An 11,762-nucleotide genomic window follows, 5' to 3' on the forward strand; every position below is an offset into this window, starting at 1 on the left:
CCCCCCCCCCCCCCCCCCACTACCGGAGCGCGGATTGCGTAAACTCAGGAATCTCTCTCCTCCCATTCCCCAGGCCGATGCAACCGAACACCAAGCTGCCCAAGGTCGGTACCACGATCTTCACCGTGATGTCCCAGCTCGCCGCCGAACACGGCGCGGTCAACCTTGGCCAGGGCTTTCCGGATTTTTCCGCACCGCAGCGCCTGATCGATGAAACCGCCAAGGCGATGGCCGCCGGGCTGAACCAGTACCCGCCGATGACCGGCGTGGCGCCGCTGCGCCAGGCCATCGCGCAGAAGGCGCTGGACTGCTACGGCGCGCAGGTCGATGCCGACAGCGAGATCACCGTCACCAGCGGCGGCACCGAAGCCATCTTCAACGCCATCCATGCCGTGGTGCGTGCCGGCGAGGAAGTGATCGTGCTCGACCCGGCCTACGACTGCTATGAGCCGGCGATCGACCTGGCCGGCGCCAAGGCCGTGCATGTGTCGCTGGACCCGCAGACCTTCGCTGTCGATTGGGACCGCGTGCGTGCGGCGATCACCCCGCGCACCCGCATGCTGATCGTCAACACCCCGCACAACCCGTCCGGCGCGATGCTGTCGGCGCAGGACATGCAGGCGCTGGCCGAGCTGCTGCGCGGCACGCAGATCTACCTGATCTCCGATGAGGTGTACGAGCACATCATCTATGACGGCCGTCGCCATGAGTCGGCGCTGCGCTACCCCGAGCTGCGCGAGCGCGCGTTCGTGATCTCCAGCTTCGGCAAGACCTACCACTGCACCGGCTGGAAGATCGGTTATGCGATCGCGCCCCCGGCGCTGACCGCCGAGTTCCGAAAGGTGCACCAGTACAACACCTTCACCAGCTTCGGCCCGGCGCAGTACGGCTTCGCCGCGATGATCCGCGACGAGCCCGAGCACCACCTGGAGCTGGGCGCGTTCTACCAGGCCAAGCGTGATCGCTTCCGCGAACAGCTGGCCAGCACCCGGCTGAAGGCGCTGCCGGTGCCGGGCGGCTATTTCCAGCTGGTCGATTACTCGGCCATCAGTGACCTGCCGGACCATGAGTTCGTGAAGTGGCTGACCATCGAGAAGGGCGTCACCGCCATTCCGCTGTCGCCGTTCTACGAGAACCCGCCGGCCGGCCAGCGCCTGGTACGGCTGTGCTTCGCCAAGAACGAAGCGACGATGGACGCGGCGATCGAACGCCTGCGCCTGCTGTGAGTGGGGAGCTGAACATGCAGGACCTGCGCATTTCCCTCGTCCAGGGCGATACCCGCTGGCACGACCCGGCTGGCAACCGTGCCTATTACGGTGCGTTGCTGGCACCTCTGGCTGGCAGCACGGACCTGGTGATCCTGCCGGAGACCTTCACCAGCGGCTTTTCCAACGACGCCATTGCCCAGGCCGAAGGCATGGACGGCCCGACCGTGGCCTGGCTGCGCGAGCAGGCCCGGGCCTTGAACGCGGCGGTGATCGGCAGCGTGCAGCTGCGTGAGGGCGAGGGCGTCTACAACCGCCTGCTGTTCGCCACGCCGGATGGCGCGCTGCAGCACTACGACAAGCGCCACCTGTTCCGTTACGGCGGCGAACATGAGCGCTATGCCGCCGGTCGCGAGCGCCTGAGCGTGGAATGGAAGGGCTGGCGGATCAATCCGCAGGTCTGCTACGACCTGCGCTTCCCGGTGTTCTGCCGCAACCGCTACAATGTCGAGCGGCCTGATCAGCTGGACTTCGACCTGCAGATCTTCGTGGCCAACTGGCCGTCGGCGCGTGCCTACGCGTGGAAGACGCTGCTGCGCGCGCGGGCCATCGAGAACCTGTGCTTCGTGGCGGCGGTCAATCGCATCGGCGTGGACGGCAACCAGCTGCATTACGCCGGCGACAGCGCCGTGATCGATTTCCTCGGCCAGCCGCAGGTGGAGATCCGCGAACGCGAGCAGGTCGTGACCACCACGATCTCGGCCGAGGCGCTGGCGGCACACCGCGCACGCTTCCCGGCGATGCTCGATGCCGATGCCTTCCACCTGGACGAGCGCGCCTGAGCGCTGCCTTCCCACCGGATGACACCATGAAGTTCCCGCTGCTACTGGCCCTGGGCCTGCTCGCCACCGCGCTGACCGCTCCTGCCGCGCAGGCGGCCGGCAACATCGACTGCGACCTGCGCTACAACCTGTCCGGCTGGTCGCTGTTCTACAAGACCGCCTCGGGCACCGGCACCATCCAGTGCACCAACGGCGCGCGTATTCCGGTGCGCATCAAGGTCACCGGTGGTGGCCTGACCGTTGGCAAATCGAAGATCGTCGACGGCAAGGGCCGCTTCACCGGCGCCTATTCGCTGGACGATCTGCTCGGCAAGTACGTGGCGCTGGGGGCGCACGCCGGCGCCATCCGCTCCGGGGGGGCCGTGGCGATGACCAAGGGCGACGTGTCGCTGGCGCTGGCCGGAAGCGGCCGTGGCTGGGACCTGGGCGTGGACGGTTCCTCGTTCGTGATCCGGCGCCGCTGAGGCAGGTGGCCGGGCCAGCCCGCATCGGCGGTTACCAGCTGATGTGGAGCTGGAATGCCTGGCCGGTCACCAGGCGCTGTTCGGCCTGGTAGCCACGTTCGCGCAGCCGCCGCAGGATGTCCTGCATGGCCGCGGCGGAGACTTGTTCGCGCGGAAGACCGACCTCGATGCTGCGCTGGCCGGACTGCGAGCGGGCGTGGATGCGCTGGTCGATGTGCCGCACCAGTGCGCTGGTGCTGCCGCGTGCCGCATCGGCCTGCTGCCGAGCCTGTTGTGGGGTGATACCTGCGTTCATGGGGAGTGTTCTGGCGGAGAAGGGGCCAGTGTGTCGCCGCCATCGATGTCGTGATGTGCCTCCCGCTTCGTTTTCAGACTTTTCGTAGAAATTGCAATGCGTGCGTTCACGCACAAAAAACCCGGCCGAAGCCGGGTTTCTCAGTTGCATGCGGGGGCGATCAGCCGCCGCGCGGGCCGCTGCGGCGCGGGCCGCCCGGACCGCGGTTGCCGCCGGGGCCACCCGGGCCACGGTTGCCACCCGGACCACCGGGACCACGGTTACCGCCCGGGCCACGGTTGTTGCCGCCGCCCGGACCACGGCCGCCCGGACGGGCACCGTGTGCCGGCTTCGGGCTGCCATACGGGTTGAAGCCCGGGGTCGCGTGGTCGGACGGGAAGCTGGGGGCATTGCCCGGATGGCCGTACGGGTGCTTGTTGCCCTGGCCCTGCGAGCGGTTGCCCGCGCCGGCCGGACGACCCTGGCCGCCTGCACCGCCACGGCCTTCACCGCCGAAACCACTACGGCCCTGGCCGCCACCGGCGCCTGCACCTGGACCCTTCGGCTTGCCGTACGGACGGCCCTGGCCGCCAGCGCCCGGACCACGGGCACCGGGGCCACGCGCGCCCGGACCGGCGTTGCGGTGGCCGCTCGGGCCGGTGCTGACACCGTCCGGCACGTACCAGGTGCGGAATGCGGCCGGGTTGCCTTCCGGCAGCGAGCGGTCATTCTTCGGCGCGCGCTGCTTGAACGGCTTCTGCGATTGCTTGGCCGCGGCTTCGCCGCTGACGGTCAGGCCGCCCTTGAAACCGCCGCCCTTGCCGCCGCGACCACGGCCGCGATCTTCGCGCACGTTGTCGAAACGACGCAGCTCGCGACCTTCATCAGCCGTGTTGTGGCCGTTGACGTAGGCGTTGCCACGGCCGCCTTCACGCACGCGCACGGTGGTCTTGGCGGCGCGACGCTGGCCGATCACCGGCTGCAGGGTCAGCGCCGACGGTGCACCTTCTTCCAGCTTCAGCTGCGCGCGCAGGGCTTCGACCTGGGCGGTCGGCAGTTCCACCGAATGGCCGCGGGCCAGTTCGCGCGGCAGGCTGACCTTGCCGTAGCGGGTGCGCTTCAGGCGGCTGACCTGGCAGCCCTGCGATTCCCACAGGCGGCGCACTTCGCGGTTGCGGCCTTCCTTCACCACGACGCGGAACCAGTCGTGCGAGTCGGTGCCGCCGATGCGTTCGATCTCATCGAACTTGGCCGGGCCGTCTTCCAGCGCCACGCCACGGGTGAGGCGGTCGACGATGGCGTCGGCCACCTTTTCCTCGCCTTCCGGCGCGCGCACGCGCACCACGTACTCGCGCTCGACCTCGAACGACGGGTGCATCATGGCGTTGGCCAGTTCACCGTCGGTGGTGGCCAGCAGCAGGCCGGTGGTGTTGATGTCCAGGCGGCCGATGGCGATCCAGCGCGCGCCCTTGAGCGGCGGCAGGGACTCGAACACGGTCGGGCGGCCTTCGGGATCTTCGCGGGTGGTCACTTCGCCTTCCGGCTTGTTGTAGACCAGCACGCGCGACGGCTCGGCCAGGGCGGTGGCGACGAAGCCGCGACCATCCAGCTCGATCTTGTCGCCGCTCTTGACCGACATGCCGGTCTGCGCGACTTCGCCGTTGACCTTGACCAGGCCCTCGGCGATGCGCTGTTCCAGCGCGCGGCGCGAGCCGAGGCCGGCCTGGGCCAGCACCTTGTGCAGGCGCTCTTCCAGCTTGAACTGTTCGGAGGTGGCTTCGCGCTTCAGCGAGAGCTTGTTACGGGGGGTGTCACTCATCAGTTTTGCTCCGGCCGACGGTTTCGAGGTCGGCCTCTGGTTCGGAATCGGCTTGGTCAACAGCCACGGTCGTCGTCGCGACGGCGTTGTCTTCGCGTTCGTTCACTGGCACCGCGCGCTCGCCCGGCGCGGAATCGGGGTGCCCATCATCGAGGGGCGAAGGTGCTTGCTCATCGGTGGCCGACGCATCAGCTGCGCCGACGGAATCGGGGGTGTTGCCATCGCCGCCCTGCAGGCCGGCGTCATCGTTGGCGGCCGCATCGGGGTGGGCGCTGATGTCCGGGCCGGCGGCGCCGGCAGCGGCCGGACCCTCGCGGTCCAGTGCCAGCTGCGGCTCCAGTTCGCCCAGGTCCTTCAGTTCCGACAGCGGCGGCAGTTCGTCCAGCCGCTTCAGGCCGAAATAATCCAGGAAGCCCTTGGTGGTACCGAACAGCGCCGGCTTGCCGGGCACGTCGCGGTGGCCGACCACGCGGATCCATTCGCGTTCTTCCAGCGCCTGGATGATGTTGCTGCTGACCGCCACGCCGCGTACCTGCTCGATCTCGCCGCGGGTGATCGGTTGCCGGTAGGCGATCAGCGCCAGCGTTTCCAGGGTGGCGCGGGTGTAACGCGTCTTGCGTTCGGTCCACAGCCGGCTGATCCAGCCGTGCACTTCGCCGGTGACCTGGTAACGGAAGCCGGAGGCAACCTCGACCAGTTCCACGCCGCGCTCCGCGCAGGCTTCGCGCAGGCGTTCCAGCGCGCGTTCGATGCTGCCCGGCGGTGCCGGTTCCTCTTCCGGGAACAGGTCCTTCAGCTGGGCCAGGGTGAGCGGCTGGCTGGAGGCCAGCAGGGCACCTTCGACTATGCGGTTGATCAGCGATTGGTCCATCGGCAGGGCAGCGCTCACTTGTTCTCGTTGGCGTCGTCGTTGTCGTCGAACTCGCTGCTGAACTGCAGCGGGGCATTGGTGTTGCCGGCGGCCAGGGACTTCACGTAGATCGGCGCCAGCGGTTCTTCCTGGACGATGTCCAGCAGCTGTTCCTTGGCCAGTTCCAGCACCGCCAGGAACGTGACCAGCACGCCCAGCTTGCCTTCTTCAGCGGTGAACAACCCTTCAAAGCGGTAGAACTTGCCATCTTCCAGGCGACCGAGCACTTCACCCATGCGCTGGCGGACACTCAGTGCCTCGCGCTTGATGGCGTGGCCGCTGAACAGTTCGGCGCGCTTGAGCACGTCGTGCAGTGCCAGCAGCATCTCCTTCAGGTCCACCGGCGGCGGCAGCTTCACCGCTGCGCGTTCGGGCATGAAGGCATGGGCAATGCTGGTGTCGCGGTCCTGGCGGGGCAGGCTGTCGATGTCTTCGGCGGCCTGCTTGAAACGTTCGTATTCCTGCAGCCGGCGTACCAGCTCGGCGCGCGGGTCGGCTTCGTCGCCCTCCTCGCTGACCGGGCGCGGAAGCAGCATGCGCGACTTCACCTCGGCCAGGATGGCGGCCATCACCAGATACTCGGCCGCAAGCTCGAAGCGCAGCTCGCGCATCACGGTGATGTATTCCACGTACTGCCGGGTGATCTCGGCCACGGGGATGTCCAGCACATCAAGGTTCTGGCGGCGGATCAGGTACAGCAGCAGGTCCAGCGGGCCTTCGAAGGCATCCAGGATGACTTCCAGCGCGTCCGGCGGGATGTACAGGTCCTGCGGGATCTGCAGGACCGGTTGCCCATGCACCACGGCCAGCGGCATTTCCTGCTGCTGGGGGGCGGGCGGCCGGGTTGGCGGGTTCGCGTCGAGCGCGAGTTCGGAAGTCATCTAATGGAGATCAGGATTGCAACGGACCAGTCGCGGCACCGGGTTCGCCGGGCCAACGCCACGGAGCCCCAGGGCACCAGACACGCCGGGATCGGCGCGATTCCACACATATCAAACAGCAGGACGCGCCGCAGGAAACGGCAGCGACGGGACTACGGGGAGGTCGTCTACGTGGCCCGGCCAGGGGGGCCGGTTTTGAAGCAGCAGATCGGTCGTCGGGGGCTGCGGTGGCCGCAAAAACCGACGGGCTGCTGCATCCAGCCACGTGCAATGGACCCTAGGGTAAGCCTTTGCCGCGCCAGTGTCCAGCCGGGCCGGGACAGGGACCGTATTGGCTAGAATCCGCACACCCGACAACGCAAGCGAGGAAATGCCGGTGTGGTATGTGATCGAAGGGTATGACGGCCAGGATGTGCTGGCTCAGCGGCTGCAGGCTCGGCCGGAACATCTGGCGCGGTTGCACGCGCTGCGCGACGAGGGCCGCCTGCTGCTGGCCGGGCCGTGCCCGGCGGTGGACAGTGAAGACCCGGGCCCGGCCGGTTTCAGCGGCTCGGTCGTGATCGCCCAGTTCGAATCGCTGGTAGAGGCCCAGGCCTGGGCCGACGCCGACCCCTACGTGGCCGCAGGCGTCTACACCCGCGTGCAGGTGCGGCCGTTCCGCAAGGTACTGCCGTGAACGCAGAGCGGATCGAGCGGATGCGTGACGCACTGCAGCAGGCGCTGGCACCGAGCGTGCTGGAGATCGAGGACGACAGCCATCGGCATGCCGGCCATGCCGGCGCGCGCGATGGCCGCGGTCACTTCAACCTGCATATTGTCAGCGAACGCTTCGCGGGACTGGGTCCGCTGGCCCGCCACCGCGCAGTCTATGCCGCGCTGGGGCCGATGATGGACACCGACATCCACGCGCTGTCCATCCGCGCATTGACCCCGTCAGAACAGGGCTGAGCCCTTGTCCCGCGCTGTCCTGGCGGGTCCTTGAGCGGGCCCGTCGCAGACAGATTTCCATGTCCATTTCAGGACATTCGCCTAACGGACTGTTTACAAGCCCAGATGGAAACGCTTACATTCCGCGCCAATGCTGGTAGGTCCAAGCCGTGGAGGGCGGCTTCGTGAACAAGGCAGCTATCACAATCAAAGACGTCGCACGCGAAGCCCGGGTCTCCGTGGCCACGGTTTCCCGCGCGCTCAACGGGCATGAAAATGTCGCCGAACCGGTCCGCCAGCTTGTGCTGGAGGTGGCCGCACGGCTGCGTTACACCCCGCACGCCGCCGCCCGCAGCCTGAGCAGCCGCCGCACCAATACGGTGGGCGTGGTGCTGCCCGACCTGTATGGCGAATTCTTCTCCGAGCTGATGCGCGGCATCGACAATGTCGCCCGCAACCGTCGCCAGCACCTGCTGGTGTCCAGCTACCACGGTGACCAGGAACAACAGGGCGCGGCCCTGCGTGCCATGCGCGGCCGCGTCGACGGCCTGCTGGTGCTGTCGCCCTATGCCGAGAGCCCGGGCTTCCTGACCGACAACCTGCCGCAGTCGCTGCCGACGGTGTTGATCAACACCTACCTGCCCACGCAGGAACACCCGGTGTTGAGCATCGATGACCATGCCGGCGCGATGGCGATGACCCGCCACCTGCTGGACGCCGGGCATCGCCGCATTGCGTTCATTTCTGGCCCGGACCTCAACTTCGACGCGCGCGAGCGCCTGCGCGGCTTCCGTGACGCGCTGGCCGCATTCGGCAGTGGCGCTGAAGGCATCGAGCTGCCCGGTGATTTCGACGAAGCTTCCGGCCATCGCGCCGGTCAGGAGTTGCTGGCAGCCGGAGCGCTGCCCGATGCCGTGTTCGCCGCCAACGACATGATGGCCCTGGGCTGCCTGTATGCCTTCACGCAGGCAGGGGTCCATGTGCCGTCCGATGTCGCCCTGGCGGGTTTCGATGACATTCCACTGGCGCGTTTCGTCCACCCGTCGCTGACCACCATGCAGGTCAGCATCGCCGAGCTCGGCGATCGGGCCATGACGCGCCTGATGCAGTTGATGGACGGCACCTCCACGGACGGGACAGGGGACAAGCAGACCCTGGTTCCCCGCTTGATAGTTCGCGATTCCACCACTCCGCCATCCGGCCGTTGAAGCCAGAGGCGTTCCTTCTTTTTTGATTGATCGCAGGGACCGCGCGAGCGGTCACCGCCACCCGGAGATTGAGTTGATGATGCACACCACCTTCCGCACGCCGGCACGCCGGCTGCTGAGCACCGCGCTGGTCAGCTGCCTGATGCTGGCCGCTGCTCCGAACGTCATGGCGCAGTCGGCCAACGCCAGCCTGCGCGGCCAGGTTGCCGGCGCCCAGGCCGGCACCGAAGTCACCGCCACCAACGTGGCCACCGGTACCGTCCGCCGCGGCACCATCCGTGCCGATGGCAGCTACTCGCTGATGGGCCTGGACCCGGGCACCTATGACGTGGTCGCCAATGGCCAGACCCAGAAGGTCACCGTCACCGTGGCCTCCACCGCCACCCTGAACTTCGCCGGTGCCGCCAGCAGCACGCCGGGTTCGGCCTCGGCCACCAACCTGGACACCGTCAACGTCGTCGCGCCCACCCTGCTGCAAGAAGTGCGCACCTCGGAAGTCGGCAAGACCGTCAGCCTGCAGCAGATCCAGACCACCCCGCAGGTCTCGCGCAACTTCCTGGAGTTCGCCGACGCGGTGCCGGGCTTGATCTTCACCCGCGATGCCAAGGGCAACACCTCGCTGCGCGGCGGCGCCACCAATGCCGATGGCACCAATGTGTACATCGATGGCGTGGGCCAGAAGAGCTACGTCAAGGGTGGCGGCGTCGCCGGCCAGTCCGGCAGCGCCGGCAACCCGTTCCCGCAGCTGGCCATCGGCGAATACAAGGTCATCAGTGGCAACTACAAGGCCGAGTACGGCCAGGTGTCCAGTGCTGCGGTGACTGCCGCGACCAAGTCCGGTACCAACGAGTTCAAGGGTGAGGCGTTCTACCGCTACACCGATGAAGACATGCGCGCCAAGACCCCGGCCGAGCGCCAGGGGGGCAAGGACAAGATGGTGTCGGCCGAGAAGGAATACGGCTTCGCGCTGGGCGGTCCGATCATCAAGGACAAGGCCCACTTCTTCGTGACCTACGAAGCCAAGCGCTTCGACCTGCCGGTCACCATCGCGCCGGACGGCGCGGTCACCGCGGCTGCTGGCCTGCTGCCGGCCGCCGGCGCCGCTGGCCTCGGCCCGGCCAGCCAGCCGTTCCAGCAGGACCTGATCTTCGGCAAGATCGACTTCGAAGCGACCGACAACGACCGCATCGAGCTGACGTTCCAGGACCGTGACGAAACCCAGTCGCAGTTCAGTGGCCAGACCTCGCCGCAGGCGGGCCGTGAAGTGGTCAACACCGACCGTCGTTACGCCCTGCGCTGGAACCACAGCGGTGAGCGTTACTACAACGAATTGATGGTCACCCACGAAGATTCGTTCAACAACCCGACCCCGCTGACCCTGGCCAATGGCATCACCTACACCGCGCCGGACGGTCCCGAAGACCGCACCGTGGTGAAGATCGGTGGCGCCTCGGCACTGGATTCGCAGGTGAAGGGCCAGAAGGGCTGGTCGATCGAAGACAACCTGACCCTGGACGGCATCCAGTGGGCCGGCGACCACACCATCAAGATGGGCGTGAAGTACAAGGCGATTGATCTGTACGCCTCCGATGCGGCGCAGATCAACCCGACCTTCACCTACAGCCTGGGCGACCCGGACTTCCCGGACTCCATCCCGTACAAGGCGCAGTTCGTCAAGCCGGTGACCGGCGTGTCGGGCGTGTCCGGCGAAGTGCGTTCGAAGTCCAAGCAGTACGGCGTGTTCATCCAGGACGACTGGCAGGTCAATGACCACCTGCAGCTCAACATCGGCCTGCGCTGGGACTACGAAAAGACCCCGTCCTACCTGGACTTCGTGACCCCGCAGGCCGTGGTCGACGCGATCTACTCGCAGGATCCGCGCGCGCCCGCCGGGCAGACCTACGCCGATTCGCTGGCGCTGGGCGGCCTGAACATCGGCGACTACATCAGCAACGGCCACAACCGCAAGGCGTTCAAGGATGCCTGGCAGCCGCGCCTGGGCTTCTCGTATGACATCAATGCCGACGAGCAGCACGTGATCCACGGTGGTGCCGGCCGTTCCTACGACCGCGACCTGTTCGACAACCTGCAGCTGGAAACCACCAAGCTGGCCCTGCCGCAGCCGACCATCTACTTCCGCAACCCGGCCACCGGCACCTGCATCAACGGCCAGGCTGCCTGCTATGACTGGAACCCGAACCTGCTCAACGGCATCGGCAACCTGCAGGCACTGGTGGGCGCGACCAGCAATGCCGGCCTGGAAGTGGACCTGCTGAACAACAAGCTGAAGGCGCCGTACTCGGATCAGTTCAGCCTGGGCATGAGCAACCAGATCGGTGACTGGCTGACCGATGCCACCATCGCCCGCACCCTGAGCTACGACGGTTTCGCCTTCACCCTGGGCAACCGTTACCCGACCGGCCAGTTCTTCGATGATCCGCGCCTGTGCGGTGGCACCGAACCGGGCCTGAGCCAGGCGTGGAGCTGCAACGTGCCGGGCTTCGGCAGCCTGATCATTGGCCAGCAGGGCATCAAGACCCGTGCCACCCAGATCCTGCTGTCGGCGCAGAAGCCGTTCACCAAGGAGAGCGGCTGGGGCACCTCGATCGCCTACACCTGGACCACCGCACGCCACAACCGCGACATCAACGAGAAGTACGCCTTTGACCGCGGCCTGATCGGCGACTACCCGACCATCCGTTCCAACGGCGCGCCGCGCCACCGCCTGGTGATGACCGGTTCGTACGCGGGCTTCTGGGGCATCACCTTCGGCGGCAAGATCACCCTGGCAACGCCGACGGCGGTCAACGACTGGTACCCGGTGATGCAGGCCAGCGGCTACACCCTGCCGACGCCGCAGGCGGCCGTGCCGAACGCCACCGGCAAGTTCCTGGTGGGTGGCAAGATCTTCGGCTACCGTTCGGTCGACCTGCAGGCAACCAAGACGTTCAAGATGCCGGGCGATACCGAGCTGTACGCGCGTATCGACATCATCAACGTCTTCAACTTCGACAACTTCTCCACCTACAACTACGTCAAGACCAACGGCAAGCTGCAGGCCAGCTACAACGAGACCGGCGAAATCATCGGTACGCCGCGCCAGATCAAGGCCGAAGTGGGCTTCCGCTTCTAAGCCTGGAGGTAGATGCACGACCCGATGCCGCCGGTTCGCCGGCGGCATCGGGCGCGTGAAAACGGCAATGGCCGGCCCCGCGCCGGTCCATTGCCCACG

Annotated in this window: 11 protein-coding genes; 7 read left to right on the top strand and 4 right to left on the bottom strand. The window is 67.0% G+C overall.

What is annotated here, in order from left to right; translation table 11 throughout:
* The first annotated feature begins 77 nt into the window (after nucleotides 1-77).
* From ACMZPQ_RS01040 to ACMZPQ_RS01050, 3 genes are read left to right on the top strand one after another with little or no spacing between them, the layout of a single operon-like run.
* Nucleotides 78-1,226, top strand: coding sequence for a pyridoxal phosphate-dependent aminotransferase (locus ACMZPQ_RS01040; protein WP_043401496.1), 1,149 nt, complete (start codon nucleotides 78-80; stop codon nucleotides 1,224-1,226).
* A 14-nt stretch (nucleotides 1,227-1,240) separates the two neighbouring features.
* Nucleotides 1,241-2,047 carry an amidohydrolase gene (locus ACMZPQ_RS01045; protein WP_197582344.1) on the top strand — a complete coding sequence of 269 codons (807 nt, stop codon included), beginning with the start codon at nucleotides 1,241-1,243 and terminating at the stop codon, nucleotides 2,045-2,047.
* Between the two features lie 26 nt (nucleotides 2,048-2,073).
* Nucleotides 2,074-2,511 carry a hypothetical protein gene (locus tag ACMZPQ_RS01050; RefSeq protein WP_197564172.1) on the top strand — a complete coding sequence of 146 codons (438 nt, stop codon included), beginning with the start codon at nucleotides 2,074-2,076 and terminating at the stop codon, nucleotides 2,509-2,511.
* Nucleotides 2,512-2,542: 31 nt separating this feature from the next.
* Here ACMZPQ_RS01050 and ACMZPQ_RS01055 read toward each other — a convergent pair whose 3' ends face one another.
* The 4 genes from ACMZPQ_RS01055 to ACMZPQ_RS01070 all read right to left on the bottom strand — a co-directional run bounded on the left by ACMZPQ_RS01055 (nucleotide 2,543) and on the right by ACMZPQ_RS01070 (nucleotide 6,395).
* The gene (locus tag ACMZPQ_RS01055; RefSeq protein WP_197582343.1) at nucleotides 2,543-2,806 is read right to left on the bottom strand and encodes a hypothetical protein; all 264 of its coding nucleotides are present in this window, start codon (nucleotides 2,804-2,806) and stop codon (nucleotides 2,543-2,545) included.
* A gap of 160 nt (nucleotides 2,807-2,966) precedes the next feature.
* Nucleotides 2,967-4,604 carry a pseudouridine synthase gene (locus tag ACMZPQ_RS01060; protein ID WP_197582342.1) on the bottom strand — a complete coding sequence of 546 codons (1,638 nt, stop codon included), beginning with the start codon at nucleotides 4,602-4,604 and terminating at the stop codon, nucleotides 2,967-2,969.
* Nucleotides 4,597-5,475, bottom strand: a complete 879-nt coding sequence (scpB, locus tag ACMZPQ_RS01065) for an SMC-Scp complex subunit ScpB (RefSeq protein ID WP_197582348.1) — start codon at nucleotides 5,473-5,475, stop codon at nucleotides 4,597-4,599. The genes ACMZPQ_RS01060 and scpB overlap by 8 nt, the downstream gene beginning before the upstream one ends.
* Before the next feature lie 14 nt (nucleotides 5,476-5,489).
* Nucleotides 5,490-6,395: a segregation and condensation protein A gene (locus ACMZPQ_RS01070; RefSeq protein ID WP_197582341.1), complete on the bottom strand. Its 906-nt coding sequence runs from the start codon at nucleotides 6,393-6,395 to the stop codon at nucleotides 5,490-5,492.
* 376 nt (nucleotides 6,396-6,771) lie between these two features.
* Here ACMZPQ_RS01070 and ACMZPQ_RS01075 point away from each other — a divergent pair, with 376 nt between their 5' ends.
* From ACMZPQ_RS01075 to ACMZPQ_RS01090, 4 genes are all read left to right on the top strand, one after another.
* Nucleotides 6,772-7,071: a YciI family protein gene (locus ACMZPQ_RS01075; protein WP_197582346.1), complete on the top strand. Its 300-nt coding sequence runs from the start codon at nucleotides 6,772-6,774 to the stop codon at nucleotides 7,069-7,071.
* Nucleotides 7,068-7,343: a BolA/IbaG family iron-sulfur metabolism protein gene (locus ACMZPQ_RS01080; protein WP_495495818.1), complete on the top strand. Its 276-nt coding sequence runs from the start codon at nucleotides 7,068-7,070 to the stop codon at nucleotides 7,341-7,343. The genes ACMZPQ_RS01075 and ACMZPQ_RS01080 overlap by 4 nt, the downstream gene beginning before the upstream one ends.
* A gap of 149 nt (nucleotides 7,344-7,492) precedes the next feature.
* A complete protein-coding gene (locus tag ACMZPQ_RS01085) occupies nucleotides 7,493-8,530 on the top strand; it encodes a substrate-binding domain-containing protein (RefSeq protein WP_197582340.1) in 1,038 nt (345 codons plus the stop codon).
* A 76-nt stretch (nucleotides 8,531-8,606) separates the two neighbouring features.
* Nucleotides 8,607-11,663: a TonB-dependent receptor domain-containing protein gene (locus ACMZPQ_RS01090; protein WP_197582339.1), complete on the top strand. Its 3,057-nt coding sequence runs from the start codon at nucleotides 8,607-8,609 to the stop codon at nucleotides 11,661-11,663.
* Nucleotides 11,664-11,762 lie beyond the last annotated feature (99 nt).

The sequence above is a fragment of the Stenotrophomonas maltophilia genome (assembly GCF_047497515.2).
Lineage (GTDB): Bacteria > Pseudomonadota > Gammaproteobacteria > Xanthomonadales > Xanthomonadaceae > Stenotrophomonas.